The sequence below is a fragment of the Maridesulfovibrio salinus genome (assembly GCF_055394525.1).
Genome location: NZ_AP042461.1, coordinates 512,914 through 539,144, shown reverse-complemented (window position 1 = coordinate 539,144; position 26,231 = coordinate 512,914). Strand labels below are relative to the sequence as shown.

At 45.6% G+C, this 26,231-nt stretch carries 26 protein-coding genes; 13 read left to right on the top strand and 13 right to left on the bottom strand.

Features of this window, described 5'->3' with window-relative positions; all coding sequences use genetic code 11:
* Positions 1–22: 22 nt before the first annotated feature.
* On the bottom strand, positions 23–799 hold the full coding sequence (locus tag ACZ5PW_RS02485; RefSeq protein ID WP_464557736.1) for a dimethylarginine dimethylaminohydrolase family protein: 777 nt from the start codon (positions 797–799) through the stop codon (positions 23–25).
* A gap of 24 nt (positions 800–823) precedes the next feature.
* Positions 824–1,282, bottom strand: coding sequence for a hypothetical protein (locus tag ACZ5PW_RS02480; RefSeq protein WP_464557735.1), 459 nt, complete (start codon positions 1,280–1,282; stop codon positions 824–826).
* 172 nt (positions 1,283–1,454) lie between these two features.
* Between ACZ5PW_RS02480 and ACZ5PW_RS02475 the strand changes: the two genes are divergently transcribed.
* From ACZ5PW_RS02475 to ACZ5PW_RS02460, 4 genes are all read left to right on the top strand, one after another.
* A complete protein-coding gene (locus ACZ5PW_RS02475) occupies positions 1,455–2,213 on the top strand; it encodes a glycosyltransferase family 2 protein (RefSeq protein WP_464557733.1) in 759 nt (252 codons plus the stop codon).
* An 88-nt stretch (positions 2,214–2,301) separates the two neighbouring features.
* Positions 2,302–4,017, top strand: a complete 1,716-nt coding sequence (locus tag ACZ5PW_RS02470; protein WP_464557729.1) for a tetratricopeptide repeat protein — start codon at positions 2,302–2,304, stop codon at positions 4,015–4,017.
* A 207-nt stretch (positions 4,018–4,224) separates the two neighbouring features.
* Complete coding sequence (locus ACZ5PW_RS02465) at positions 4,225–4,839, top strand: TetR/AcrR family transcriptional regulator (protein ID WP_464557728.1); 615 nt, start codon at positions 4,225–4,227, stop codon at positions 4,837–4,839.
* Positions 4,814–5,827: an efflux RND transporter periplasmic adaptor subunit gene (locus tag ACZ5PW_RS02460; RefSeq protein WP_464557726.1), complete on the top strand. Its 1,014-nt coding sequence runs from the start codon at positions 4,814–4,816 to the stop codon at positions 5,825–5,827. Before ACZ5PW_RS02465 ends, ACZ5PW_RS02460 begins: the two co-directional genes overlap by 26 nt.
* 51 nt (positions 5,828–5,878) lie before the next feature.
* Here the strand turns inward: ACZ5PW_RS02460 and ACZ5PW_RS02455 are convergent, their stop codons facing one another.
* Complete coding sequence (locus tag ACZ5PW_RS02455; RefSeq protein ID WP_464557725.1) at positions 5,879–7,249, bottom strand: aminotransferase-like domain-containing protein; 1,371 nt, start codon at positions 7,247–7,249, stop codon at positions 5,879–5,881.
* Between the two features lie 211 nt (positions 7,250–7,460).
* On the opposite strand from ACZ5PW_RS02455, the gene ACZ5PW_RS02450 reads away from it, so the two are divergent.
* Positions 7,461–8,051: a LysE family translocator gene (locus tag ACZ5PW_RS02450; RefSeq protein WP_464557724.1), complete on the top strand. Its 591-nt coding sequence runs from the start codon at positions 7,461–7,463 to the stop codon at positions 8,049–8,051.
* A 99-nt stretch (positions 8,052–8,150) separates the two neighbouring features.
* A complete protein-coding gene (locus ACZ5PW_RS02445) occupies positions 8,151–9,029 on the top strand; it encodes an NAD(P)-dependent oxidoreductase (RefSeq protein ID WP_464557722.1) in 879 nt (292 codons plus the stop codon).
* A 170-nt stretch (positions 9,030–9,199) separates the two neighbouring features.
* Here the strand turns inward: ACZ5PW_RS02445 and ACZ5PW_RS02440 are convergent, their stop codons facing one another.
* Entirely contained in the window at positions 9,200–10,144 is a 945-nt protein-coding gene (locus tag ACZ5PW_RS02440) for a LysR family transcriptional regulator (protein ID WP_464557720.1), read from the bottom strand.
* 131 nt (positions 10,145–10,275) lie between these two features.
* On the opposite strand from ACZ5PW_RS02440, the gene ACZ5PW_RS02435 reads away from it, so the two are divergent.
* Together ACZ5PW_RS02435 and ACZ5PW_RS02430 are read left to right on the top strand one after the other, a co-directional pair.
* Positions 10,276–10,989: a 5'-methylthioadenosine/adenosylhomocysteine nucleosidase gene (locus tag ACZ5PW_RS02435; protein ID WP_464557718.1), complete on the top strand. Its 714-nt coding sequence runs from the start codon at positions 10,276–10,278 to the stop codon at positions 10,987–10,989.
* Between the two features lie 44 nt (positions 10,990–11,033).
* Entirely contained in the window at positions 11,034–11,513 is a 480-nt protein-coding gene (locus ACZ5PW_RS02430) for an S-ribosylhomocysteine lyase (protein ID WP_464557716.1), read from the top strand.
* A 277-nt stretch (positions 11,514–11,790) separates the two neighbouring features.
* On the opposite strand, the gene ACZ5PW_RS02425 is transcribed toward ACZ5PW_RS02430, so the two are convergent.
* Positions 11,791–12,318, bottom strand: coding sequence for a shikimate kinase (locus ACZ5PW_RS02425; protein WP_464557715.1), 528 nt, complete (start codon positions 12,316–12,318; stop codon positions 11,791–11,793).
* A 58-nt stretch (positions 12,319–12,376) separates the two neighbouring features.
* Entirely contained in the window at positions 12,377–13,057 is a 681-nt protein-coding gene (locus ACZ5PW_RS02420; RefSeq protein WP_464557714.1) for a class I SAM-dependent methyltransferase, read from the bottom strand.
* Positions 13,058–13,243: 186 nt separating this feature from the next.
* Between ACZ5PW_RS02420 and cbiQ the strand changes: the two genes are divergently transcribed.
* The 4 genes from cbiQ (at position 13,244) to ACZ5PW_RS02400 (ending at position 15,607) form a co-directional block, all read left to right on the top strand.
* The gene (gene cbiQ, locus ACZ5PW_RS02415) at positions 13,244–14,017 is read left to right on the top strand and encodes a cobalt ECF transporter T component CbiQ (RefSeq protein ID WP_464557712.1); all 774 of its coding nucleotides are present in this window, start codon (positions 13,244–13,246) and stop codon (positions 14,015–14,017) included.
* Complete coding sequence (locus ACZ5PW_RS02410) at positions 14,014–14,715, top strand: energy-coupling factor ABC transporter ATP-binding protein (RefSeq protein ID WP_464557710.1); 702 nt, start codon at positions 14,014–14,016, stop codon at positions 14,713–14,715. Before cbiQ ends, ACZ5PW_RS02410 begins: the two co-directional genes overlap by 4 nt.
* Before the next feature lie 22 nt (positions 14,716–14,737).
* Positions 14,738–15,139, top strand: coding sequence for a 3D domain-containing protein (locus ACZ5PW_RS02405; protein ID WP_464557709.1), 402 nt, complete (start codon positions 14,738–14,740; stop codon positions 15,137–15,139).
* Between the two features lie 132 nt (positions 15,140–15,271).
* Positions 15,272–15,607, top strand: a complete 336-nt coding sequence (locus ACZ5PW_RS02400; RefSeq protein ID WP_464557708.1) for a restriction endonuclease — start codon at positions 15,272–15,274, stop codon at positions 15,605–15,607.
* A gap of 95 nt (positions 15,608–15,702) precedes the next feature.
* Here ACZ5PW_RS02400 and ACZ5PW_RS02395 read toward each other — a convergent pair whose 3' ends face one another.
* The 5 genes from ACZ5PW_RS02395 to ACZ5PW_RS02375 all read right to left on the bottom strand — a co-directional run bounded on the left by ACZ5PW_RS02395 (position 15,703) and on the right by ACZ5PW_RS02375 (position 22,090).
* Entirely contained in the window at positions 15,703–17,046 is a 1,344-nt protein-coding gene (locus ACZ5PW_RS02395; RefSeq protein WP_464557706.1) for a glutamine synthetase family protein, read from the bottom strand.
* A 202-nt stretch (positions 17,047–17,248) separates the two neighbouring features.
* Complete coding sequence (locus tag ACZ5PW_RS02390; protein WP_464557705.1) at positions 17,249–18,199, bottom strand: hypothetical protein; 951 nt, start codon at positions 18,197–18,199, stop codon at positions 17,249–17,251.
* 508 nt (positions 18,200–18,707) lie between these two features.
* Entirely contained in the window at positions 18,708–20,594 is a 1,887-nt protein-coding gene (locus ACZ5PW_RS02385) for a molybdopterin-dependent oxidoreductase (protein WP_464557703.1), read from the bottom strand.
* Positions 20,595–20,662: 68 nt separating this feature from the next.
* Entirely contained in the window at positions 20,663–20,818 is a 156-nt protein-coding gene (locus ACZ5PW_RS02380) for a hypothetical protein (protein WP_464557702.1), read from the bottom strand.
* Positions 20,819–20,947: 129 nt separating this feature from the next.
* Positions 20,948–22,090, bottom strand: coding sequence for a geranylgeranyl reductase family protein (locus tag ACZ5PW_RS02375; RefSeq protein ID WP_464557701.1), 1,143 nt, complete (start codon positions 22,088–22,090; stop codon positions 20,948–20,950).
* Between the two features lie 108 nt (positions 22,091–22,198).
* Between ACZ5PW_RS02375 and ACZ5PW_RS02370 the strand changes: the two genes are divergently transcribed.
* Positions 22,199–22,867 carry an HAD family hydrolase gene (locus ACZ5PW_RS02370; RefSeq protein WP_464557699.1) on the top strand — a complete coding sequence of 223 codons (669 nt, stop codon included), beginning with the start codon at positions 22,199–22,201 and terminating at the stop codon, positions 22,865–22,867.
* A 146-nt stretch (positions 22,868–23,013) separates the two neighbouring features.
* On the opposite strand, the gene ACZ5PW_RS02365 is transcribed toward ACZ5PW_RS02370, so the two are convergent.
* Both ACZ5PW_RS02365 and ilvD read right to left on the bottom strand, forming a co-directional pair.
* Positions 23,014–24,117 carry a DUF362 domain-containing protein gene (locus ACZ5PW_RS02365; protein ID WP_464557697.1) on the bottom strand — a complete coding sequence of 368 codons (1,104 nt, stop codon included), beginning with the start codon at positions 24,115–24,117 and terminating at the stop codon, positions 23,014–23,016.
* A 370-nt stretch (positions 24,118–24,487) separates the two neighbouring features.
* On the bottom strand, positions 24,488–26,155 hold the full coding sequence (gene ilvD / locus ACZ5PW_RS02360; protein ID WP_464557695.1) for a dihydroxy-acid dehydratase: 1,668 nt from the start codon (positions 26,153–26,155) through the stop codon (positions 24,488–24,490).
* Positions 26,156–26,231 lie beyond the last annotated feature (76 nt).

The following is a 26,231-nucleotide window of genomic DNA, read 5'->3' as shown; positions in this document are numbered from 1 at the left end:
TGCTGTACTTTGACTCCCTTTATTACCAGCGTAATGAAAGGCAGGTAAGGCCTCCGTCCATTTTTCTGAACTCGGACATATCAATATAATCCGGGTTGAATCCATTTTTTTCCAGAAGTTCGGCAGTAGCCGGGAATCCGGCGGGAGCTAGAAGTTTATTACCCAGAAAGAGGCAGTTTGCAGAATACTCATCCCCTTCAGGAACTGTTATTTTCTTGAACTTCCTGAATTCATCACGCTCGGAAAATCTTTTGCTCATAATCAGGGTTTCTGGGTCAAGGGCGGAAAGTTCTGTTTTCAGATGAGGCATGCCCCGGTCAAAAGGAACAGGAACGGCTTTGCAACCGAATCGTTCAGCAGTCTTGGCGAACTGTTCGTATCCAGAACGGTTGGTACGGGTATCTATTCCCACATAAAAAGATCTGCCCATAAGCAGAACATCTCCGCCTTCCATAAGTCCTCCGTCTTCCATACGGATGACTTCTTCTGTCAGCTCAGATATTGCGGAACTTATTATTTCTACTTCCCCGCGCCTGGATTCTGCCCCCGGACAGGTCAGAAAGGCCGCAGTCCCACCCTCAAAAGGAATCATAACCGCAGTATCCTCTACGAAAACCGAATCGGGATATTCATCAACCGGTGAAAGCTCAGTAACTTTTATGCCGGCCTGTTTAAAATAATCAACGTAGTTTCTGTGTTGAACGAGCGTAAGGTCTATATCGGGGCATCCGAGACCAGCCTCTGTCAATCCCTGTCCCATGCTGTGTGAAGGGGTTCTTACAATAGCTTTTGTGAACATGTACTGTCTTCCTTCCTTTTCCTGCTACTGAATAGGTGCTTCTTTAGCTTTCTGTTCTTCAGCTATGAGAGTCAGTTTGGAGCGGATATACTGGCTGGCAATATTTCCTGCCTCATCATTCTGAGTGGGAGCATAGGCGGAAATATCTTCTGCTATCTGTTTTTCCATACGCTCGGATTCCATGAACATGATGTAGATAAGAACGAGTGCTGAGTCATTTTCATCAGTGCCGCTGCAGAGTTCTTCAATCTGGTTGCGCGGTACGGTTTCCAGCAGCCGGTCTATGAACATTCCCACCCATTTTTCGTAGAGATCTGTAATGGGTGGAATCATGGATTTGATATTCTTGACCGCTCCTTCATCGATGTTGGGCATTGTCATGGCTATGAACTCACCGAGAGCATCCTGACGGGCTTCTTCGTTCTCAGTGCATTTCTTCATTAAAATTTTTTGAATATATTCTCTTATTTTTGACTCTTCCATATTCTTTTATCCCCTGTTCTGAAATATTTATTATGTATAAATTGCTGAGGGATGATTACTAGAAAGCTCGGCGTCAGGCAACCGGCTTGATTGCTCTTATGCTTTGGTGGTAAGGCTCCAGCATAGCAAACCAGACAGTAATTCCACATAAGTTTCAGGAGATATATAACAGATGGTAAACGGGAAAAAAGTAGTAATGGTTATGCCTGCCTACAACGCGGCGTCCACTTTGAAAAAAACAATAGATGAGCTTCCGCCGGATGTTGTTGATGAGATTCTGCTGGTTGATGACTGCAGCAGGGATGACACTGTGGCACAGGCCGAGATTCTGGGTATCAGAACTGTGGTTCATACCTGCAATACCGGATATGGCGGGAACCAGAAAACCTGCTATAGAACAGCTCTTGAAATGGGTGCTGATGTTGTAGTCATGGTTCATCCGGATTACCAGTATACCCCACTGATCATATCGGCTATGGTTTCACCTATCGCCAATGGTGTGTTTGACTGCATGCTCGGTTCCCGTATTCTCGGTACAGGAGCACTTAGGGGGGGGATGCCGCTCTATAAGTATTTTGCCAACAGATGCCTGACAATTTTCCAGAATCTTATGGTTGGCTATCATCTTTCCGAATACCACACCGGATACAGGGCTTTTTCTAGAGAACTTCTCGAGACTATACCTTTTGACGATAACAGTGATGATTTTGTTTTCGATAACCAGATGCTCTGCCAGATAATTTATTCCGGCTATGATATCGGTGAAGTAACCTGCCCTACCCGCTATATGGATGACTCTTCATCAATCAGTTTTGCACGGTCCGTAAAATATGGTCTGGGTGTGCTCCGCTGTTCTACCGAGACTCTTATGCATCGTTTAGGGTGGATGGACAGCGGTTTTTTGAAAGCGGTTAAAAAACGCGGCGAGTAGTCTGTATCCATCAAATCAGTTCAAACAGGTATACTGCAGGTTGCAGAACAATTCCTGTAATTAATAAAAAGCAACAGGCGGAAAAGTCATGAGCGCTATGAATAGCGGTTGGGATTTGAAAAATGTGCTGATCAGTGCTGCTCTGCTTTCGGCTATGGTTATAGCTGTTTATGGGCAGTGCGGCGGTTTCGAGCTGGTCACCTATGATGACACCAGTTACGTATCCAACAATGAACGGGTCATGCAGGGGATATCCATTGATAATATAAAATGGGCATTCAGCACATTTCAGCTTTCAAATTACCATCCTTTGACCGTGGTATCCCATATGATGGATACTTCCCTGTTTGGCGATTCCCCCGGAGCTCGCCATCTGGTCAATGTGTTCCTGCATCTGCTGAACGTGCTTCTTTTCTTCTTTTTCCTGCTTAAGGCTACTTCTGATTTTGAAGACGGTGGATTGCTGCCGTCTTTTTTTGCTGCAGCTCTTTTTGCAGTCCATCCGTTGCATGTGGAATCTGTTGCATGGGTTGCGGAGCGCAAGGATGTTCTTTCCACCTTATTCTGGCTTTGCGCCATGCATAGCTGGGCATCATTTGCAAAACGCGGAAGGGTTGCGGATTATGCGTTGACCTTCTTTTTTACCGGAATAGGAATTCTTGCCAAGCCCATGGTAGTTACTCTTCCGGCTGCCCTGCTGCTCCTTGATATCTGGCCGCTTAAGCGTCTTGATTTCAGAGGTAATATTGTTCAGCAGTTTTCAAGATTGCTTCTTGAAAAAATACCTCTTCTTATTTTATCCGCCCTTTCATCCGTGCTTACTTTTCTAGCTCAGGAAGGGGGCGGAGCTATGCAGTCCATAGAGTCCTTTCCTTTGTCATTGAGGATATCCAACGCCCTGGTTTCTTATGTAGCCTATCTTGGAAAAATGGTGGCTCCGGTAGATCTGGCGGTATTTTATCCATATCCCCACGTAATTCCGGTCTGGGAACCGGCACTGACTTTGTTGTTTATTGTTGCTGTCAGCTTAATAGTATTGAAATATATAAGTAAATTTCCCCTTGGGGCAGTGGGATGGTTCTGGTATCTGGGAACGCTTGTTCCGGTAATCGGAATTATTCAGGTTGGTGACCAGTCGATGGCTGACCGCTATGCGTACATTCCGTTTATGGGATTGTATATGCTGATTTCTTTCGGTGTTGCCCGACTGGTGAGGGCTGGAAGGATTCCCGGTAAGGCAGCGGTTGGCTCAGGGGGTATTGTGGTTGCTGCTTTGCTGGCGGTTGCATTTACTCAGGCAGGGTACTGGCGAAACAGTGAGTCTCTGTATGAAAGAGCATTGTCTGTTACGGAAAATAACCATCACATGAACTACAACTACGGCAATCTTCTGGAGCGTAGTAAAGATTATTCAAAAGCGGCCAAGCATTTCAGGGCCGCCATAAAGGCCGACCCTTCCCACTTCAAAGCCATGACCAATCTTGCGAATATTCTTTCCCGCAGGGGCGAAGTTTTTTCTGCCATGGAACTGTATCAGCGGGCGCTTGAGCTTAATCCCAACTATGCCACAGCCTATGCGAATCGTGGGATAGGATATCATAAGCAGGGAAAACTTGATTTTGCACTTGCTGATTACCGCAAAGCTTTGCAGCTTGATCCTGATAACGCAAACACTATGGTTAATGTAGGTCTTTTGTATTATATGCGTGGTGACTACGGGGCTGCCAGAGAATGGCTTAATAAAGCTCTTAAAATAGACCCAGACAATGAGGCTGCCCGCAAGAATATTGGTATGATACCTTAAATTGCCCTGATTGTTCTTTATCATCAATTCAAAATCATAATCCGGGTTTTATGATTAAAAATGCATGGTAAGATTCCTTCATGGGATGTATTTACTTATCTGCATATGTTGCTCTTACGTACGGTGAACAGTGTTTACAATATTGTTACTGTTTGCTAGTAAATGCCCATGAATATGAGCAGAAATAAAGATCACGAGCATCAGTGCATGAGACGCAGAATCCTTGATGCCGCCAAGGAGTTGTTCGCTAAAGATGGATTTGACAATGTTTCCGTGCGCAAAATTGCTGCCAGAATCGATTACAGTCCAGCGGCTCTTTACAGGTATTTCAAAAACAAGGAAGACCTGATTCTTTCTCTCAAGCAGGAGGGACTTGCCAGATTTGCCCAGATGCAGGATCACCTTGTTGATATTGCCGACCCATTTGAGCGCCTGCATGAGTGCGGTCGAATATATCTGAATTATGCCCGTAGCGAGCCTGAGTATTATGACCTGCTTTTTAATCGCAGTGCTCCTTCCTTCTGTGATCCTGAAAAATGGGTGGGAGAACCTCACCGTAATTTCATAAATTTCAAGGACAATGTTCGGGAATGTATTGAAACGGGCGTTCTTGGTGATGTCTCAGTGGATATAGCTGTTGCTTCACTGTGGTCTTCAGTGCACGGTCTTGCTTCACTTGTAGCCAATGGCCGCTTGCAGGGAAATCTCCCTGATATGGATATGAATACGCTATGTGAAGATGTTCTGGATTTTATAACTATTCCGCAAAAAGAGCGGGCCAGCCGGGAGATTTGTAATGACAGCGATAAAGGTGGTTCCTAAATTATCTTATCTTCTGTTTGTTGCTTTTATTTTAAATTTATCTTCTGTTTCCCAATGCCTTGCGGCTAAAGCAACGACATTCAAGTGTGAACCTGCATCCCGAATAATTTCACTGACCGGATTTACCAGACCTCGCGTAAGTATGACTCTTGTCAGTGAAGAGTCGGCCATGTGCACCAATGTTTATGCTGATGTTGGTGATACAGTTGGTAGTAACGGCCGTTTTGCCGAACTTGATCCGACTTTTATTAAACTTGATATTTCACAGCTTATTGCAGACAGGACACGGCTTCAGTCCGATGTCACCTATTACAGTAAGGAAGCTGAGCGTTACAGAAAGCTGGTCAAGAAAAGCACTGCCGCCCAGTCTGAGCTTGATCTGCATATCCGTAATTTGAAAAATGCGGAATCACGTCTTCGCGCTACCCAGCTAAAAATAGATATCGACCGTGAACACCTTCGTAGATATACCCTGCGCGCCCCGGTTGGCTGGCGTGTTATCAAGCGTTATATCGAGCCCGGTGAATGGGTGACCAAAGGTGAGAAGGTTGCTGAACTGGGTAATTTCAAGACTCTTCTTGTTCCTTATGCGCTGACAATCAAAGAACTCAAGGAAGTCCGCTCCATGAATGGAAAGGTTAATTTCAAACTTCCCGACCTTGATATTACTGTAGCTGCTGAGCTTGAGCGTATTTCTCCTGACTTTGATCCTGAAACCAGAAAGGTTGAAGTGGATTTTGAAATTGCAAAGGGTGATTTCGAATTCAGGGGTGGTCTGCGCACCGAACTTGATCTTGAAATGGATGATCCCGGCGGATCTGTCCTTGTTCCCGCATCAGCGATTGTAAAGGCTTATGACGACAGCTTTATTGTCCGTCCTGACGGGGTCAGAGTTAAGGTTCTTGTTCTTGGAACCGCCAAGGATGGAAGGATAAGAGTATCTTCAAGGGCCGTTAAAGCCGGACAGGAATTCCTGTTGAATCCTTAAGTGTCATATATATTTTGTTTAACCCGCTGAGCATGCTTGGCGGGTTTGTTTTTATCTTTTAATCCCCTCACTTATTATTTCATTCAATATTTCAAGTCCATGACGTAGCTCTTCTATACTCTTTGGTCCGCTTAATGAAAGTCTGATCATCGGTGGGACCGGGCTGTCACCCACAGCGAATTTTTCAGCGCTGAAAATGTTCAGGCCTTTTTCCCGTGCTCTTGTTTCAAGCATGAATCCCCGCCATGGCTCAGGAAGTTTAGTCCAAAGGAAAAAGCCGTTGGGGTTTCCTGCAAATATCATTTCGGATGTCAAATCACGAACAGACTCAAAACGCAGCTGAGCTGCCTTACGCTTAAGGAGCATGGTTTTCTCTGCTGTCCCATCCTGTATCCACTGGCAGATAAGCTCCGTATTGAGCGTTGGAGTCATCCATATTGAATTCAGGATCGCGTGTGCGAGTTTTTCCCGGATTTCTCCTGTGGCAGACATAAAGGCCACCCGCAATCCGACTGCTATAGTCTTGGAGACTCCTGCGATATGGACGCTTCTGTCCCGGGCGAAGGATGAGACCGGAGGCAGAATGTTGTCGACTGTCAGGGCGTAAGCATCATCTTCAATGATGGTTAGTCCGTGCATGGCGGCGGTACGGGCTATCTCCTGTCTGCGTTCAATGGACATGCATGCAGTGCTCGGGTTTTGTACTCCCGGCATAAGATATAATCCGCTAATGTTGTCTCTTCGGCAGACTGTGTCCAGAATATCCGGAATCATACCCTGTTCATCCATCTGAATGGGAACCAGTTTGATCCCGAGCATTGCGGCAAGGGTCTTCATTCCCGGATATGTCAGGTGGTCTGTGGCTATTCGCTCACCTGAACGGAAAAGAGAACTCAGGCAGCAACTGAGTCCGTGCTGTGCTCCGGAGCAGACCAGTATTTCATCCGGATCAACTTCCATCTGGTAAAATTTAATCCATTCCGCACCTGTTTCGCGGTGTTCCGGCAATCCGTGAGGATCAGTATATTGCAGAAATGTATTAAGGTTACGTCTTCTGGTAAGACGCTTCATGGCATCTTGAATATCCGGATCCAGTTCGTAAAAGGTATTAACCAGTCCAAGCTCGATCATGCCCGGAGCATGCGGCTCAAAGGAAACCATGGGCGTATTTGTAATCGCGTCCTGAGCGATAAATGTTCCTCTGCCCACGGTCCCGCAGACCAATCCTCTTTTTTCCGCTTCTGCATAACCCCTTGTCACGGTGCTGACGTTCATTTTCAGACTGTCTGCCATATCCCGATGTGTCGGGAGCTTTTCTCCGGGCTTCAGAATGCCCGAATAAACATCTCTTTCAATGGCATCAGCCAGTAGCTTGAACTTGGGTCTGTTTTCTTTTTTTAATTCAGGTAGCCATTTTGTCATGCACACAATGTTTTCATTGACTGCATACAATGTCAAGAATATGAATACAATCTGACAAATATATGCAGACAATTAACTTGAGGCAGTTTGCCATTAACTGGATCTTCATTGGTTGTAGTGAAAATTAATCGCCATATTTTAAATCGGACATATAAAATAAAACTATTTTTTTTAATGAAATCTGTATTTATACTATGAAGAGGAGCTTACAATGCAGGAAAATTTCTGGGCTTTTTTAATTTTTGTAATTGTGATGACCGGAACCCCCGGTCCCGGAAATCTTACTTCGATGGCTTTGGGGCAGGCGGTAGGCTTCCGCAGATCAGTACCATTTTTATCCGGAGTGGTAGCCGGAGGGCTGATCATGGATGTCCTGGTCGTGATAGGGCTTGCGGAGCTGTTTCTGGCATCCCCTCAGGCTGCATCAGTTCTGAAGGTTCTTGGTATGGTGTATATCCTTTATCTTGCCTGGAAGGTGATGGGGATGAACAGCGGTGCAGAAACCGGGAGGACCTCATTCAGTTTTTATGAGGGTATCATGCTTCATCCACTGAATCCGAAACATTATGCCATGACTGTATCAGCATTCGCACAATTTGCTGATCCGCAGGCTCCCAGATTCATGGAGATATTTATTTTTGTGGCTACTTTCAGTTGTGGAGCTGCTTTCTTTCATTCTCTCTGGTGTTATGCCGGAGAGTCATTGCTTAAAGTGTTGAGCAACCGCAGGACCCGCTATGCCGTGAATACTTCCATGGTGATTCTGATGGTAGGGGCGACTGTTTACGCACTTTATAACTGATTCCAGTTAGTAGAGCCTTGTTTACCTTTTGAGTGTTCGCGTGTTATCTCCATTCTTTGATATTTAAGTTAACTCTAAGTTTGCAAGAGGATATGGATAATGAGTAAAAAAATAGGTTGGATAGGAACCGGAGTTATGGGCGGGTCCATGTGCATGCATCTGATGAAGGCAGGACATGAAGCATTTGTTTATAACCGGACCAGATCAAAAGCGGACGCTTTGGTGAATGAAGGAGCCCAGTGGTGTGAATCACCGGCTGAAGTTGCTGAAAAAGCAGATATAATATTTACCATAGTTGGATATCCCACAGACGTTGAAGAAACCATTCTTGGCGAAAATGGTGTTCTGGCAAACGCGGCATCAGGAAAAATAATAGTGGATATGACTACTTCTGAACCGGCTCTTGCTGAACGTATTAATGAGGCCGCTGCTGCTAAAGGTGTCAAAACTCTTGATGCACCTGTTTCCGGTGGAGATCTGGGTGCAAGAAACGCGACTCTTGCCATCATGGTCGGTGGAGAACAGGATACTTTTGACGAAGTGAAAGATCTTTTTGATGTAATGGGAAGCAATATAAGGCTGATGGGTAAATCCGGTGCCGGACAGCATACCAAGATGTCTAACCAGATTCTCATCGCCGGAACCATGATAGGCGTTGTCGAATCCTTGCTTTACTCCTACAAGGCCGGAATGGACTTGAATGAAGTCATTGATGTGATTGGCTCAGGAGCGGCAGGTTCCTGGTCCATAAACAATCTGGGTCGCAGAATTGCCGATAATGATTTCAATCCCGGATTTTTTATCAAGCACTTTGTGAAGGACATGGGAATTGCTCTTGATGAAGCCAGACGTATGAATTTGTCCCTGCCCGGACTCGCACTGGTGAATCAGTTCTATGTCTCCGCCATGGCCCTCGGTTACGAGGAACTTGGAACTCAGGCGCTGTATAAAGTTCTGGAAAGAATGAATGATAAATAATTGTGGTTATTTATAAAGCCTAGTCCTGAATATAATTAAAATGACTGGGCTAAAAGTCATCGGGGTGCTTGATTTAATGTTCCCTGCGGAAACCACTTGAACCGGATTCTCTTTCTGCTCCGGGTTGAGTGGTTTCTGTTTTTACGGCTCAGAATATTTTTCATCTGAAATTAATCGCATAGATCCAGTTTAGCGTAGTTTTTGTTGAGCTCTTCACGGAAGTGCTTTTGGAACTCATTTTCAGTGATGCTAATTTTCTTTTCTTTGAACTGAACACAGGCAATGGTGTTTTGAAGTTTTTCTGTTGTAGGGCGGATAGTGACAATTTTCCCTGATGCTATCTGCCTGTTCATAAGATGGCTTACGGTTATGCCCAGCCCCATGTCCTCCTCTATTGCCCTTACAATTGCTCCGGAGCTGTCTGCTGTTAAAACCATATTCAGTGATTGCGGCTGCTGTTGGTAATGTAGTTTGAACCAGCTTTTGAAAAGGGAAATATCTGTCTTGTAGCCAATGAAATTTAGTTTGATAATCTGATTGTAATCAGCTCCGATTACTCTGGATTCATGGTATTTTTTAGAGCAGGCCAGTACAAACTCCTCTCTTAAAACCGGTGTTATGGAGTAGGAGGAGCTTCCGCCGGGGGTATCCATTATGAATGGGAGAATATCAATGTATGCGAAATCAAGCCTGCCTTCGGAAACCATGGAAAATAGAACTTTTGGCTCGTGCAATTCCAGCTGAAAAGTTACCTGCGGATATTTTTTGTAGAATGAGGCAAAAATACCGGGCATGTATGTTCGCCCGAATTCAGTGGGAGCGCCAATTCTTAATATACCGGAAGGGATATCCTTACTTTCATTGATGTGTCGTACTCCAACTTCCAGCTCCTCCAGAAAATTCTGAACTATTCCATAGAGACGGTGTCCCGCAGAAGTGGGGATTAGCTTCCGGTTGACTCTGGTAAACAGCTTTGTGTCGAGTTCTTCTTCAAGTTTCTTGAGATGCTGGCTGACTCCGGATTGAGTTATGTGCAGTTCTCCAGCAGCAGCGGTGCTGCTCTGTAGGTTGTATATGTGGAAGAATACCTTCAATCTATTCAGGTCGGGCAGCATTAAATTTCTCACTTTAGTAAAACTAATCTAAAAAATTAGAACGATTAATTTTACTAATTAACTCCTCTAAGCATATCCTGCAAGCATTCAAACGGTCACAAGTTGCCGTCGTTAATAAAGAGGAAAAAGAATTGAAAGTCGGAATTATTGCAGCAATGGAAGAAGAATTGTCAATGCTTGTGGACAGGCTGGACAACCCCGTTGAAACCCGCTTTGGAAATCTGGTTTACCATACCGGATGTATCGGTGGTGTGGAGGTTGCCTTGTTCATGTGCGGAATAGGCAAGGTGAATGCCGCTGTGGGAACAACTCTTCTTCTTGAAAAATTCAAGCCGGACTGCATCATAAATACCGGTGTTGCCGGAGGTTTTCCGGAAAATATAAATATTGGTGATATAGTCGTTTCATCTGAGGTCCGTCATTATGACGCAGATGCTACGGCTTTCAACTATGAAATGGGCCAGATACCGCGAATGCCCGCAGCTTTCGAGGCTGACAAGGTCCTTCTGGGCTTGGCTCAAAAGGCATGGATTAATGATGATGGAGTTACAGTCCATCAAGGAACGGTTCTTTCCGGTGATTCTTTTGTCCATACCCCCGAGCAGGTTGAGCGTATTGCCAGATTCTTTCCTGATGTAATGGCGGTGGAAATGGAAGGAGCCGCCATAGCCCAGACAGGTTTTCTTTTCAAAGTTCCTTTCATTCTTATCCGCTCCATATCAGATAAGGTTCGGGAACAGGGCAATTCCGAAATTTATGAGAAATGTATGGAAAAGGTTGCCTCCAATTCAGTCAGGATGGTGCTTTCCATGATTGACGGTCTGTGTGAGTGTCTAGCTGCCTGAATTACCAAATTGTCATTATTTTTTAATAATCTGTGGAGAACGAAATGAATAAAATTGAGAGTTTTAAAATAGATCATACCAGACTTGAGCGGGGAATATATGTATCCCGCAAAGATGCAGTTGGGCCCGAGACAGTCACCACTTTTGATCTGCGCATGAAGGAGCCCAATAAAGAAGCGGCTCTTGATCCGGCGGTTGCCCACACTCTTGAACATATTGGCGCGACTTTTCTGCGCAATCATGAAGAGTATGCTGACAGCGTCCTGTATTTCGGGCCTATGGGATGCCTTACCGGGTTTTATCTTCTGCTTAAAGGCGGTCTTGATTCCAAAGAAGTTTCCCCTTTGATCCAGCAGATGTTCAGGTTTGCGGCTGAGTTTGAAGGGGATATCCCCGGAGCTTCCGCGGTAGAGTGCGGAAATTATAAACTGATGGACCTTAGGGGAGCCAAGGCTGAAGCTGAGAAGTATCTGGTCGAAATCCTTGAGGGAATAGGCCCGAAGAATCTGGTTTATCCCACTTAGGATATATTAGTATTTGCAGATGGTGAGAGAATAACTGATTGATGCAGGAATTGATGCGCAGTCAGAAGCTTAAATTGCATTGATGCTTGAACGTGTCAGCAGAGTTGAAAACTCTGCCACCCGGGAATAAAGATTCAGTGTCGGGCCGTATAACAAGATGAAAATGGTCTGAAGGGATCTCTTTTCAAGTAGATCTATTCGTTCTTTGAATACGGAATAAAAAGAGGCTTTTCCATTTAACCGGAAAGGCCTCTTTTATTTTTCTGTATTAGTTACATCAAATAGAGATCTTATCGAGTGTGTCCTGCAGGATCTCTTCCTCACTCTGGTCAGATCGCACGATGTGGTGTGACGCTTCCATGAAGCTGGGTTCGAACCTGTTCAGCATAAGAGAAATCTGTTCGCGGGCGTCTTCCGATCCGTCGGATGCATTAAGCATGGTCATAAAATCGGACATGATACAGATTACCTTTCCGTTGTCCTTAAGAAGATTGCGTATCTTTTCGGATTTTGCCGCTCCACGGGGCATACTTACAATCTGGTTGTCGGACTCAGCTATTTTTTCCACAACCGGGTTGCCGTCACTGCGGGTGATGATCACAAATTTACGGCCAAGCTTATCTGCTACTTTTTCAGCAATGGATTTCCTCAGGTCGTCATTGAGGCAGAAAATGAAAACATTTCCGGAATCCCGTCCGCCTATAAGCATGTCCTTGGCCATGCCGGGAACATAAACATTTCTTTTTTCCCTTTCTTCCACCTGATATTCAATATCTACAAAATCCGAGTTTTTATTCTGCATCATGGCTCCTTGTTCGTTTGGTGAGCTTAGCAATTAATCACTGGCAGGAGTTGCGGCAAGACTATTTTCTTATAAAATGGACAGTTCTTTTATACTGCTGGTCTCCGGGAAGCTCTTTTGAAATATAGTCCAGTTTCCAGTCTGGTTCAAAAAGTCCGCAAGTGAAATCAAGAAGGCTGAATAAGCCATTTTCTATCCGTGCCTGCGGATACATTTTCATGAAATCTGAATGATCCATTTTTAAGTGCCTTTTGACAAAATATACCGGCCTGAAAGTAAGCAGCATTTCAGATCTGGAACGTTTTTCCAGACCTTTTAAAATAGCGACAAGATGTCCATTGGAAATATTTATTTTACCTAGGATATCAATAAGCATTCCCATATCGAAAATCCGCTCCGGAGGGTCGTACGCAAAATTGCAGACTTTGAATTCAACATTGTCAACTCCGTAGAGCTCAGCGAGCTTTCCGGCTCCTGCAATAACTTTCGGCTCCATGTCGTAACCAACAACTTCGCGTGCTCCGCAATTGCGGGCATGGAATGTGAAATGACCCATATTGCAGCCGAGATCGCAGACGCTTTTGCCTTTGAAATCCAGCTCGGTGAATTCCGGGTCAATTCCATCAATTTCATGTCCGACACCTTCAGCCAGAGCTTTATCTTCAAAATCGTACAGCGGCCGCCAGATAAGTTCTTCACCTACTTCTTCAACTATTCTTTTAAGTTCTGTATTATTGTCCATTCCGGAATGTCCATTTTGCTTTCAGTTTTATAAATAAATGTTTTATGAAGTATTTCTATTGGATGTATTTTAACGAATATAGACCATGCATATAACTGTAATGAAAGATCAACTCAAGAAAGTGATTCGGATTGCATGGATTTTTAATGCGTGCTACCTCCTTGAGCGAAATCAGGAGTAGCATTTTTGCAGCAGATAACCGAGCCTTTTGTATCTGGAAAATCTTTTATACACTCAGCTCATCCCGGGGTAAGGGTTGGCTGTGCATTTCTTATTTCCCTGTTCGGTGCAATGGTCACAAATCTAAACGCTGCTGTTGCGGTTTTTGTTGCGGGGATAATCTTTTCGGCATCTGCGCGTCTTCCCTTTTGGCCGCTTATCAAAAGATTGTTTGTGGTTAATCTTTTTATTCTCTTCTTGTGGGTATTTCTTCCTTTTTCCCGTCCGGGTGAGCCTCTGCTGTCGGTGGGACCGTTTGTTGCGTCTTTGGAAGGCGTTCTCTATACTGCTGTAATAACCTTGAAATCAAACGGGGTGGTGCTTGCCGTAACATCTTTAATCTCCACTATGCCGGTCCAGACAATGGGTGCTGGCATGCAGTCATTGAAGATTCCGGAGAAGTTCTGCCGTCTGTTTCTATTTACCTGGCGTTATATCCATGTCATGCGTACGGAATTTTTCAAAATGCGCAGAGCTGCCGCCATGCGTGGGTTTATTCCCCGCACGAATCTAAGGACTTATAAAACATATGCCTGGCTAATGGGTATGTTGCTCGTCCGAAGTCTCGACAGAGCGCAACGGGTCTGGCAGGCAATGCTATGCAGAGGGTTCAGCGGAACCTTTCATACTCTCAACAGATACAGGATATCAAACAGAGATTGGTTGGTTGTGAGTATGAGTGTCTTTTTTTCAATCTTTTTTATTTTTCTGCAGTTTAGCCCGATCGAGGTTTTCAGGTGAGTTCAAGTATATTTTCCCTTAATAATATCAGCTTTGCTTATCCCGGTGGAAAGGAAGTTCTCAGCGGAATTAATTTTGAGCTGAAAAAAGGAGACAGGGTTGCCCTTACCGGACATAACGGCTCGGGCAAGACCACCATGCTTCATGTCATCATGGGGCTTCTTACTCCTTCTTCGGGTGAAATTTTATATAAAGGTCATCCGGTTAAGGGCGAAAAGGGATTCCGTGAATTGCGCAAAGGGGTCGGATTGCTATTCCAGCAGGCCGATGACCAGCTTTTCTGTCCTACTGTGATAGAGGATGTTGCTTTCGGGCCGCTCAATATCGGGAAATCGGTTGAAGAAGCCCGCAGAATTTCAGAATATACCCTTTGCACTCTCGGCCTTTCAGGTTATGAAGACAGAGTCTCGTATCATCTTTCCGGTGGTGAAAAAAAACTTGTTTCGCTGGCCACTGTGCTGGCAATGCAGCCGGAAGCTCTGGTTCTGGACGAGCCGACCAACGATCTGGACCCGTCTATGCGTGAAAGGCTCATTGAGATTCTCAATTCACTTGATGTGTCTTTGCTGGTGGTTTCCCATGATCTGGATTTTTTGCAGCGGGTTACTCAAAGCGAATATTCATGTCTTGGAGGGGAATTGCATCAAGGTGGGGCCAAGTTTGACAAGGGGTGCGACCTAAGTGCCTGCAAAGTTTAAATTCGAACTCCAGGAGTGTACCATGCGCAATGTAAAAATTGTTTTTCTCTTGATTACCGCTGCTTTTATTATTTCCGGATGTTTTGGCGATGACAGTAACAAAGTTAGCTTGAAGGTTCAGGCTACAGCCTATACTTCCCATGCAGAGCAGACTTCAGCCCACCCTTTTCTCGGAGCATGGGGGGATGAACTGAAGCCGGGCATGAAGGCAATCGCGGTCTCACGTGATCTTATTGCCAAGGGACTAGTTCATAATACGAAAGTTAAAATTGAAGGCCTTGATGGAGAGTATCTTGTTAAAGACAAGATGAACAAGCGGTGGACTGATAAAATAGATATCTACATGGGATTGGATACCGCTGCTGCAAAGGAATGGGGTAAGCGGGAAGTGACTATTACTTTTGAGAAGGCCGAGAAAAAGTAGCCTGTTTCCCGAGTGCTCGAGGAAATCAAAATCATGCTTTATTTTTATTGCTGATTTACGTAAGGATGTGCCTTCGCGACGCCTGCTGCTGATTGCGGCAAATCAGTTTGTTGCGAAGTTACGGAGACTAATTTGAGCGAACGGAAAAGAAACCCTCATCAATCCATCAGGGCTTACTGCCTCTGGTGCATGGGAGGAAGTCCGCAGCTTGTGAGAGAATGTGAAGATGAAGACTGCTCACTTTATACTCTCCGCGGGCCCAAGACCGAGGAATCTCAACGTACTTGTATCCGGTCTATCCGCAGGCATTGTCTGGCCTGCACCGTTGGTGATCGTCAGGCAATAAGGGATTGCAAGGAAAAGGAATGCTTCCTGCGCCGTTTCAGGTTCGGGGTTCATCCCAAGACTATTAAGCGCCGCAGAAAAAGGCAGGTTGAAAAGAGTCAGCTTATGCTGCCGGGAATGTGAGAATATTTTATCTGAGCAAAGATAACTAATTGGAAAAAGGTGCAGATTTCGGATGACCCGAAGTCCGCACCTTTTTTTTTATGGATGTTATTATTTTACAGTACAGGCAGATAGGTGGAAAGTTCGTATTCAGTAACCTGAGTCCTGTAGTGGTCCCATTCCTGAATTTTGTTCATGTAGAGATTCTTATGAATATGGTCGCCGAGGCACTCTTTGACAACTTCACTGTTTTTCATGGCCACCGCGGCTTCATAGAGGTTCCCCGGGAGTGCGGTTATGCCGTGCTCAGAGAGAGTGGGGGCATCCATAGCAAAGACGTTTTCTTCGATGGGATCTGGCAGCTTGTAGCTTTCATCTATGCCTTTGAGTCCAGCCGCAAGCATTACAGCAAAGCAGAGGTAAGGGTTGGCGGCCGGGTCCGGACAACGCAGCTCCATTCTGGTGGCGTTTTCCTTGCCGGGCTTGTACATGGGCACTCTGACGAGGGTTGAGCGGTTCTTGCGGGCCCAGGAAACGTAAACTGGTGCTTCGTACCCCGGTACCAATCGTTTGTATGAGTTGACCCACTGGTTGGTGACGCAGGTCATTTCCGGAGCGTGTTTCAGGATACCCGCAATGTAGCTCTTGCCCTCGGGACTGAGGTGGTATTCATCATTGGCATCGAAAAAGACGTTTCGGCCGTTTTTAAACAGGGATTGGTGTACATGCATGCCAGAGCCGTTTTCACCGAATATCGGTTTAGGCATGAAAGTGGCGTAGATGCCGTGTTTGCGGGCAACTTCTTTGACTATTACCCGGTAGGTCATGGCTGTGTCAGCCATCTTCATGCCTTCGGCAAAGCGCAGGTCAATCTCGTGCTGGCTGGGTGCTACTTCGTGGTGGCTGTATTCCACATCATAGCCCATCTGTTCCAGAGAAAAGATTATGTCACGGCGTACGTCATTTCCGAGGTCAAGCGGGGGAGCATCAAAGTAGCCACCGCGGTCTATTATTTTGGTTCCTTTTTCATCCTGGAAGAGAAAGAATTCAAGCTCGGGGCCTACATAGTAGGTATATCCGCGCTCGGCAGCTTTATCGAGGGTTCTTTTAAGTACCCAGCGGCTGTCGCCTTCATAGGGAGTTCCGTCAGGGTTCTGAATATCGCAGAACATGCGTGCTACCGGGCGTTCTGTGGGGCGCCATGAGCAGAGCTGGAATGTTGTGGGATCGGGTATGGCTATCATGTCGGATTCTTCGATACGGGTGAATCCGAGGATGGAGGAACCGTCAAATCCCATTCCTTCTTCAAAGGAAGCCTCAAGCTCTTTGGGGGTGATCTGAAAGCTTTTGAGGGTTCCGAGGATATCCACGAACCAGAACTGGACAAAGCTGATGTTGTAGTCGCGGACGGCCTTTAAAACATCATCAGCATTTTTGCAGTTAAAAATTGGCGCAGTCACAGTTTTCTCCTCCTTGGTAAAAAAGAAGTTTGGTTAGTTAAGCCCGGATACCATCGTGACAGTCTTGCCGGACTATTTATGTGTTTTTCAACGCGTTGATATGATTGAAAATTGAAATGTGAAATTATTGATAATCATCAAGATAATAGCTGATTATGAGTTCTTTATGCAAACAGAATCCGTACTTGGAACATGCTGCATTTTATTGATTTTCTATCAGATCACGAACTTCTCGGAAAAAAGTGAGGATAAACGCAGGACTTTGCGTTTCCGAATCAATATCAAGGCGCTCGAAAAAGGATACTATATTTCCTTTGGGAGTTCGTGTGCGCTGGAAGTGCAGTTCGTGAAGTGCTCCTTCAGGAGCCTTGAACGAAAGAACCCACTCCCGGCCTTCCTTCCGCCATATTTTTGAAACATTATTCTCTCTTACCGATGTCAGCAGAAAAACAAGTTCATTAAGGGTGAATGGGTGTCCGGGCCTGCCGGGCATTCCCAGAAATTCTCCATTTTCAGATTTTATCACCACAGGCAGTTCTAAGAAATCTTTTTCCGGCTCTATGGCACTTTGGTCCGATGCAAACTCATAAGATTCCGACTCACCGCTATCTTTCCTGATTGTGACAACTTTTCTGGCGGTAACTCGCTCCGGCTGCTGCAATCCCCCAATGCCCGCTACTGCTTCTCGGATTTCATTCAAAATAGTGATGCTGTCCGGAGAGCCGTTTTTTTGAAGTTCAACCAGCTCTTTTAGTGATTTTTCGATCCGCATGAGACGTTGTTCTGATTTTGCTTGTGCTGTAACCAGTGCGGCCAGTCCATTCATCATCTGAGTCGTTGTCTTGGTCAGCTTTTGAAAATCATCGCTGCTTACTTCTGCTTCTTTCTTGGTTTCCGATAGCTGACGATTTTCCTTAACAGACTCGAATTCTATTAAAAGTTTATCCCGAATCTGCTTTACGGAATAGTTGCTGTTAAATAAGTCACGAATGCGGAGGCATAATTTATCCGTACCTTTTCTGAATCTGAGCGGCTTGCCGTGTCCTGAAATAAAGAAAAATTCGGGAAATTTCTTGCGATAACTTTTAATAGTGGTGACAGAAACACCGGTAATCTGTGAAAGGTCTTTGTGAGTAAATGTTTCAGTGCTCATAGGTGCATAGTTCCGGTTGGTCTTTTAGGTTATCAGTTAAATATAATACATTGCCGGTTTAAAAATATACCCGTGATATGAGCTGTCCGGCATGAATGCTTTCGGTCATGGATTTTTCCATGGCAACTTCATTCCATGGTAATATTATGAGTCAGATCGTCAGCTCAATGGCCTATAATAAAAAATATAATCACTTTATGCCTTATCGATAACTTTAAAAGATAAGCAAGTCAATATGTTTAAGCTCAACCCCTTTTAAGATCTTAAAAATAGAACGACTGCCACCTTAATGATGACAGTCGCTCATAATACAGAGGTCGTTTAACCTGTCCGGCTAAAATAGTGGAGTATTAACAACCGGACCGGGCAAGCATACTCTTCCGAAGTACAGAAAATCAAGCCAATTCAGATATAATAGCGCCAAGCGTTAATTATGATTCGAGTTTTCTGGCCCGGCAGGAAGATATGAGGCTGTAAATATTGCCTTTTGATATTAGGCTGCCGCTAATCATGAAGGCTCAAGCCATGCTTTCTGGCTGTAATAAGCCGCTCCGAATCCCATGTCAGTCAACAGCGGTTCAATGATGGTGTTGGCGCTCCTACCATATTTCATCCATCCTCCCCGCCGGAGTATTGCAGTTTCAGGATGGATGGTTGAATCATATTTGATCCGTACTTTTATCTTGCCAGTTGATGTGCAAAGTGACACTTCCGAATTTTCGGAAATTCCTTTCAGCAAGGGCGATGAAGGTGAAATTGATAGATCAGGTAGCCCGGACTGTTTTTCAGGGGGGATCTGTGAATGGAGATAGTTCTTCCTGACCAGTGTAAGCAGGTTGAAGCCATCAGCCTCTGATTCATGGTCAAGTTTCTGAGGAAGATGCATTTTTCCATCAGGATGTCCAAAGGTGAAATTTTCGTATGCAATGTCAGGCCATTCTGTCCGCGCAAAACCTCTTTCACGCAGTTCATCAAGTGTTACACTGATTGATGGTGAACGCATGGCTATTTCCAGACATTCTTCAGCAGGTGGAATGGGATTATTGGCAAACAGCCTTTTGCCGAGTTCCCGTATGATCTCAAAATCGGATCTTGCCTGACCTCTGGGCTCGAATGCCTTGCCTGAACAGCATATAATGTTGTGTCCTGCACTGCCCAGAATGTCTTCTCTTTCCATTGTGAGCGCACATGGGAGTATCAGGTCTGAGCGAATTGCCGTGTCATTCATGAAAGCGTCAACAGTGACCACAAAATCGCAGTTTTCCAATACTCGCGCGGCAGATGTGCAGTCCGGAACCTGATTAGCTACATTTATTCCGTCAATCCATATAAACCGGACTTTCCTGTCACGTCTTTTGAGATCATTTTCAAGTTTTTGAAGGAGTATCTTTTTCTCTGGGGGAGTTTCCGGAGCTTTTGTCCATGATGCAAAATTGCGTCCGGAGGAAATGTTATAATAAAAGCCGCATCCCTTTTTTCCTATCTTACCGCTCAGTGCACACAGGGCTGTGATGTACCTAACGTTTTCCCCGCCGAATTGGTATCTCTGGACTCCCCATCCGATAAGTGACGAGATTTTTTTATTAGATTTATAAATTTGGTATAACTTATTTATCTTATCTGTGCCTACTCCGCATATTTCTGAAAGATGTTCCAGTTCATATTTATTCAGGAGTTCTGAAAAGGATTCAAATCCCCTGCTGTTTTTTATGGGTTCAGGATCAGCTTTATGATCATTGATCAGCATTTTGGTTATGGCGGCGGCAAGAAATCTGTCTGTTCCGGGACGTATAAGAATTGTTTCATCACTGAGTTTTTCATTTCCATCTCCACCCGGAGAAATGGAAACAACCTTGGTTCCTTTATTCCTGACTTTTTTGATGAGCCGGTTGATATGAATTGAACTGCGCGAAAGGTCCCTTCCCCAGTTGATTATTATTTCAGCATTATTAAGGTCGGATATTTCATTCTGGTCAAGAGTTCCGAAATTACGGAGAACTGCTTCGCATCCGGCTCCGTCGCACAATGATCCGTATGTTTCCAGTGTTCCCAGAGTTCTGAATAATTCTTTGCTGGCTTTGGCCAGTACTCCTCTGTATCCGAAACCTTTGATGTGCAGGATTTCCTCGGCTGAAAGCTCTTTTATCTTCTGCTCGCAAATATCAAATGCGGTTTTCCATGAAACGGGTTCAAAAATCCCGTTTTTTTTCAGGAGAGGTTCTGTAATGCGCTCTGGGTGATTAATTCTTTTCAGAAGTCCTTTACCTTTTGAGCAGATCAGTCCCTCACTGAATGGATGGTCCGGATTACCTCTAATGAGAGCAGTACCCTCTTTTTCTTCAACCATGAAGGAGCATGTGCCCATGCAATCCAGTGTGCAGGCAGATTTTTTCATCTCTTAACTCTTATACTGTTTGTGATTATCGGTAGCTTAACGATAGTAATGTTTTACTTTTAATACAGTCAGTTCTGAAATCTGGTGAGCAGGGAAAGGATAAACAGTACCAGAAGAGCAGCCAGTAGGATTGTGTTGATATTTATGCCACCTTTTGCCTTTTGCTTTTTGCGGTAGCCAAAGATCAAAAAAAGAACGGCTATGAATAGGAGTAACTTGAACATTAGTACCTGCGGTAGGCCTTCAGTAATTCTCTGAAGGCCATTGGTGCTTTAGATTCGTAAGGCTTATGAATACATTGCTATTCGCTTAGTAAATTTTCTTTCACCAAAAATCAAAGTTTCGGGACGGACTCAGTCCCATTGTTTTTTTATTAAAAATTTATATGAGCGGATCCCGTGTACCATATCGGCTAGAATACGTGGCATGGATCTGAATGCAACTTTGAATGACATGTGTTTAAGCAGAGGCTGGGAGTAGAAAAGGGTCCAGCGCAGGCGGTTGGAGTATACAAGTTCTGGGAATACATATTTTTTCAGGCGGTCGCGGTAAAATTGTTCCGGATTCCTGTTTTCAGCCAGACCACGGGCGATTGCCTCACCGGCATAGCGGCCGGTCTGCAATGCGTAGAAAATGCCCTCACCGAACAGGGGCTCCACAATCCCCGCAGCATCACCGGCGAGAATTGTCCTTCCAAAACACGGGTTTTTCATGAAGTTGCCGTATGGAAGTGGAAATCCCCGCATGGGCAGGGATTCCGGGTTGTTGATTCCCTGTACTTTCAGGAAATCCATGAAAGTTTTCTTGAAGTTGGTGGTGCAGCGGTTTAACGCCCCTATTCCGGTTACCACCTTATCTTTGGCGGGGAAGACCCATATATATCCAGCTCGGAGGTGACCTATATAAAGTTCGGGCTTGGTTACTTTGCGTGGATATTCTTTTGCATCAAAGATGATCTCGATTGTTGAGGCCATGTCTGACTGCCACTTTTTTTTGTCATAGGGAAGAAAGCGACGGATTGTTGAGTTAACACCATCGGCCCCCAGAAGGTATTGGGCTTTGAAGATGCGTCTGGATTTTGTTTTCACTTCTGCGTTCCGGTAATCACATTCACATATTTCCTGTCCGGTAAAAATATCAACTCCGGCATTTGCAGCTTTTTCAAGAAGGAAGTAATCAAAGTCCATCCGGTCCACGAAGCGGAAAGGTATTGAAGATTCTGCGTCTCGGATATTGTAATCACGGTAATTGATCGAATACTCTGGCGATTCAAAGTTTATTATACCTTTGTTCTTGAGGCACTCGACATCACAGCCGTACAATTTTTCCAGCAGTTTTGTTGTCTTATAGGTAATAAGTCCGCCACAAAGCTTTTTTCTTGGAAATTCCGCCTTGTCTATCAAGGCAACTTTCAACCCTTTTCGGGCAAGGATACAGGCAGCGGTTGAACCTGTGGGACCTGCTCCCGCAACGATGACATCGAATTTACCGGACACGTGGACTCCTGATATGTTGAAAACTCAATATGTGGTTGATTTAAGTTAGGTTTTAATACCGTTAGAAACACGCTTGGGCAAGCAAGACCGTACAAAAGATATCGGATTATGAAAAAGATTGAAGCTATCATATTTGATTTTGATGGGACTCTGGCTGAGTTGACTATTGATTTCAGTGAGATGAAGAAAAGACTCAAAGCTCTGGGCAGTGCATTTATGGACCCGTTACCTGAGCGGGACGACCTTCCCGCTCTAGAGTGGGTTGATTTTATGGCTGACTGCCTTTCAGAAAATGACCCGGATCTGGGCAAGGAATTTCATACCCGCTGCCGGTTTCTGATCATAACAATGGAACTGGAGGCTGCGCGTAACGGGACCCTCTTTCCCTTTACCTGCGAAATGCTTTCCGGTTTGCGGGAATCAGGTGTTAAAACGGGAATTATTACCCGTAATACCGCATCTGCCGTGAGGCAGATGGTTCCGGATGTTGAGAGTATCTCCGGATGTTTTTTAGCCCGTGAAGATGTTCAGAAAGTCAAGCCGCATCCGGATCATCTTTTCAAGGCTCTTGAGATAGTAGGAGTTAAGGCGGAAAATGCTTTGATGGTCGGTGACCATAAGATTGATATTGAAACCGGGAAGAATGCCGGGGCCATGACCGCCGGAGTCGCAACAGGACGGATATCTATAGAAGAGCTCGAGAAGGCAGGACCTGATTTTGTCGCAGCTGATTGCGCTGAATTGATGGTTAAGCTGCAAGAGGCGGGTTTAATATGATAAGCCAGAGATAAAGGTTACACCATACAAATAACAAAGCCCCGGCGGTATTCACCGCCGGGGCTTTGTTATTTTAATATATTGGATAGCTATGAGATTTTTGTTCCGCTTCAGTCGCAATTAATGAGTAGTCTGGGCGGGTGATATTAAATGGTTACCAGTTTATAGTTCCGGGAGCCTAAACCTATTGTCTCGGCATACTTAAGACCGAATCCGTCAGGAACTTCCGGAGTGAGGGACCTGAATTTATCATCGCCCTGACTGAGCCCCTCAGGCAGGCGGCTGGGGTAAAGCGGTGGGGCGGCGTTAATCATGTCCAGAGAAGCCTGATCAACTGCAACCGGGTCAGAAGATATCATTACTCCAAGATCCGGACAGATGGGCGCATCGCTATAACCGTGGCAGTCACAGTCCGGAGTGATGTTCATCAGAAAATTGATATGCATGGCAGGGCGTTTGAGATGGTCCAGAATTGCCTTGTTGTATTCTATAAGGCGATTGGTGAATTCTTCCACATCCCTTTTCCAGTCAATTATGATTGCTTTGTACCTGCATGATAAAAAGCAGCGTCCGCAGCCGTGGCAGTGTCCCTTCATGATGATCTTGCCATCATCGTCAAGGTCCAGGGCATCAGCAGAACATTCCCCGATACAGACCCCGCATCCGGTACAGTTCTCGGGTTTAAGTTTTGGCCCGGTTGATACGTGGACATGCATTTTGCCTTTCTTGGAAGCGCACCCCATTCCTATATTCTTGATTGCTCCACCGAATCCCGCGAGACCGTGACCTTTAACATGGTTGAGGGTCACCATCATATCTGCTTCCGTGAACATACCACCCACGTAAGCTTCGGAAATATGATTTCCCTTGTAAGGTATTGTGACCTCATATTCGCCTCGAAGTCCATCGCCAAATAGGACCGGTGCGCCGGTGATGTTGGGATCATATCCATGACGTGCAGCCAGCAGGCCATGCGATACAGACTCTCCCCGGTCTCCCACATAAAGAGTGCTGGTGTCGGTGAAAAAGGGCTTGGCTCCGGCTTTTTTGAGAAAGTCGACGATGGGCCGCAGGTTTAGCGCATTGAGGTATCCGGTGTTTCCGCTTTCCCCGAAATGGACCTTAAGTGCAACCAGGTTTCCCGGATCAACAATGGCGTTCAGGCCTGACTGCTTAAGCAGTTTTTTCATGCGCATGGCATGCGGTGATTTGCTGCTAGTACGCAAATTCCAGAAGTATACTTTGGACATGGATAATTCCTCCCGGGTTTGAGGATAGGGCTTTTTTATTGAAATACGAGCACGGCTGAATTGTGCTCTACTGCTGTTCTGATGCTTGAAAGGGACAAGTTATAAACTGCTTATTGAGTTGTCCATCTATTATTGTGCTGTTTCAGAATCATTAGGTCATGATTCATATGAAAATGAAGGTGGGTATTTGAAAATATATTTTCATAGCTTAGCTGAAAACTACACTGTTCTATAACCTGTTTCAGTCCTGAAAAGGATTTAACAGTCCCGGATGATGATAAAAATAAGGTGTTGGTCTGGAGATGGGGATGAGTTTGGAATGTTCTAATACAGGTGCGGGAGATGCTGATGATCTCCCGCACCTGTATTATTATTTTTTATAAACAGCACCAGTAGATGCGGAAGTGACATTCTGGCTGTAACGTTTGAGGAAAGCCGATGGCATTTCTTTTTCAATGGGTTTGAAATCAGCTTTGCGGCGTTCAAGTTCTGCTTCATCAAGCATGACGTTGATGGAACGTCCCGGAATATCTATTTCAATGACATCGCCAGTCTGGACCAGTCCTATCGCCCCGCCGGAAGCCGCTTCCGGTGAAACGTGGCCGATGGCCGCGCCACGGGTTCCGCCACTGAAACGGCCGTCAGTAATAAGAGCCACATCAGCACCGAGTCCCATACCCGCGATTGCTGAGGTGGGGGTGAGCATTTCGCGCATTCCGGGGCCGCCTTTTGGGCCTTCGTAAAGAATTACAACTGCATCACCTTTTACGATTTCATTTCCGAGAATGGCTTCCACTGCCTCTTCTTCGGAATTGAAAACCTTGGCGTTGCAGGTGCGTTTCATCATTTCAGGGGCAACCGCGGATTGCTTAACAACGCATCCGTCTTCGGCAATGTTACCGAAGAGAACTGCGATACCACCTTCCTGAGAGTACGGGTTGTCTACGGGGCGTACAATAGAATGGTCCTTTACTTCGGCGTTAAGTGCTTTGATATTTTCGCCCACTGACAGTCCGGTAACGGTCATGGCATCCAGTTCAATGCGCCCGGATTTGGACAGTTCAGCCATAACTCCCTGGATACCTCCCGCGGCGTTGAGATCTTCAATGTGGTCGGGACCGGCAGGGGAAAGTTTACACAGGTTGGGGGTGCTGCGGCTGATTTCATCAAAAACCGTGAGATCCAGTTTCAGTCCTGCCTCGTTGAAAATGGCGGGCAGGTGCAGAACTGTGTTGGTGGAGCAGCCTAGAGCCATATCCATTGTCACAGCGTTCTTGAGGCTTTTCTCGGTAACGATATCACGGGGCTTAATATCTTTTTCCAGCAGGGTCATGATCTGGGAACCGGCCGCCTTAGCAAGGCGTGTACGCTCGGCCATTACTGCGGGGATAGTTCCGTTACCGGGAAGTGCAAGACCGATAGTCTCGGACAGGCAGTTCATGGAGTTCGCGGTGAACATGCCTGAACATGATCCGCAGGTGGGACATGCGCTCTGTTCCAGAACGGAGAGCTCGTCTTCGCTCATGTTGCCTGATTTAACCTGTCCAACACCTTCAAAAACAGTGATCAGGTCCACTTTTTTGTTATCCTTGCGACCTGCCAGCATGGGGCCGCCGCTGCAGATAATGGTTGGAATGTTCAGCCGCAGAGCTGCCATGAGCATGCCGGGAACGATTTTATCACAGTTTGGAATCAGCACCAGTGCGTCAAAGGGGTGCGCGGTAGCCATGATTTCAATTGAGTCGGCGATGATTTCACGGCTGGGCAGAGAGTAACGCATACCCGCATGGTTCATGGCCAGCCCGTCACAGACGCCGATGGCCGGAAATTCCATGGGAACACCGCCAGCTAGACGGACTCCGTCCTTTACCGCACGGGTGATGGTGTGCAGGTGAACGTGGCCGGGAATAATTTCGTTTGCAGCGTTGCAGATACCGATAAGGGGGCGGCTGACCTCGTCCTTGGAAAGACCAAGTGCGTAGAGCAGGGAGCGGTGGGGGGCTTTCTCCAGCCCGCCAGTCATTTTTTTACTTCTCATTTTTTACCTCTTATTAGACATGCCTCCGGCGGCCCTGCCGGGGGCCTTAAACCTTTTGGAAAAAGGTTTAAGAATC

What these genes read in the sequence shown, in the direction of transcription:
- ACZ5PW_RS02385 (WP_464557703.1), bottom strand. Translation starts at nt 20,594, where the DNA reads ATGAAAAAATCTGCCTGCACACTGGATTGCATGGGCACATGCTCCTTC.
- ACZ5PW_RS02455 (WP_464557725.1), bottom strand. Translation starts at nt 7,249, where the DNA reads ATGACAAAATGGCTACCTGAATTAAAAAAAGAAAACAGACCCAAGTTC.
- ilvD (WP_464557695.1), bottom strand. Translation starts at nt 26,155, where the DNA reads ATGAGAAGTAAAAAAATGACTGGCGGGCTGGAGAAAGCCCCCCACCGC.
- ACZ5PW_RS02470 (WP_464557729.1), top strand. Translation starts at nt 2,302, where the DNA reads ATGAGCGCTATGAATAGCGGTTGGGATTTGAAAAATGTGCTGATCAGT.
- ACZ5PW_RS02480 (WP_464557735.1), bottom strand. Translation starts at nt 1,282, where the DNA reads ATGGAAGAGTCAAAAATAAGAGAATATATTCAAAAAATTTTAATGAAG.
- ACZ5PW_RS02420 (WP_464557714.1), bottom strand. Translation starts at nt 13,057, where the DNA reads ATGGACAATAATACAGAACTTAAAAGAATAGTTGAAGAAGTAGGTGAA.
- ACZ5PW_RS02465 (WP_464557728.1), top strand. Translation starts at nt 4,225, where the DNA reads ATGAGACGCAGAATCCTTGATGCCGCCAAGGAGTTGTTCGCTAAAGAT.
- ACZ5PW_RS02365 (WP_464557697.1), bottom strand. Translation starts at nt 24,117, where the DNA reads ATGTCCAAAGTATACTTCTGGAATTTGCGTACTAGCAGCAAATCACCG.
- ACZ5PW_RS02475 (WP_464557733.1), top strand. Translation starts at nt 1,455, where the DNA reads ATGGTAAACGGGAAAAAAGTAGTAATGGTTATGCCTGCCTACAACGCG.
- ACZ5PW_RS02460 (WP_464557726.1), top strand. Translation starts at nt 4,814, where the DNA reads ATGACAGCGATAAAGGTGGTTCCTAAATTATCTTATCTTCTGTTTGTT.
- ACZ5PW_RS02405 (WP_464557709.1), top strand. Translation starts at nt 14,738, where the DNA reads ATGCGCAATGTAAAAATTGTTTTTCTCTTGATTACCGCTGCTTTTATT.
- ACZ5PW_RS02380 (WP_464557702.1), bottom strand. Translation starts at nt 20,818, where the DNA reads ATGTTCAAGTTACTCCTATTCATAGCCGTTCTTTTTTTGATCTTTGGC.
- ACZ5PW_RS02450 (WP_464557724.1), top strand. Translation starts at nt 7,461, where the DNA reads ATGCAGGAAAATTTCTGGGCTTTTTTAATTTTTGTAATTGTGATGACC.
- ACZ5PW_RS02370 (WP_464557699.1), top strand. Translation starts at nt 22,199, where the DNA reads ATGAAAAAGATTGAAGCTATCATATTTGATTTTGATGGGACTCTGGCT.
- ACZ5PW_RS02390 (WP_464557705.1), bottom strand. Translation starts at nt 18,199, where the DNA reads ATGAGCACTGAAACATTTACTCACAAAGACCTTTCACAGATTACCGGT.
- ACZ5PW_RS02425 (WP_464557715.1), bottom strand. Translation starts at nt 12,318, where the DNA reads ATGATGCAGAATAAAAACTCGGATTTTGTAGATATTGAATATCAGGTG.
- ACZ5PW_RS02430 (WP_464557716.1), top strand. Translation starts at nt 11,034, where the DNA reads ATGAATAAAATTGAGAGTTTTAAAATAGATCATACCAGACTTGAGCGG.
- ACZ5PW_RS02440 (WP_464557720.1), bottom strand. Translation starts at nt 10,144, where the DNA reads ATGCTGCCCGACCTGAATAGATTGAAGGTATTCTTCCACATATACAAC.
- ACZ5PW_RS02445 (WP_464557722.1), top strand. Translation starts at nt 8,151, where the DNA reads ATGAGTAAAAAAATAGGTTGGATAGGAACCGGAGTTATGGGCGGGTCC.
- ACZ5PW_RS02485 (WP_464557736.1), bottom strand. Translation starts at nt 799, where the DNA reads ATGTTCACAAAAGCTATTGTAAGAACCCCTTCACACAGCATGGGACAG.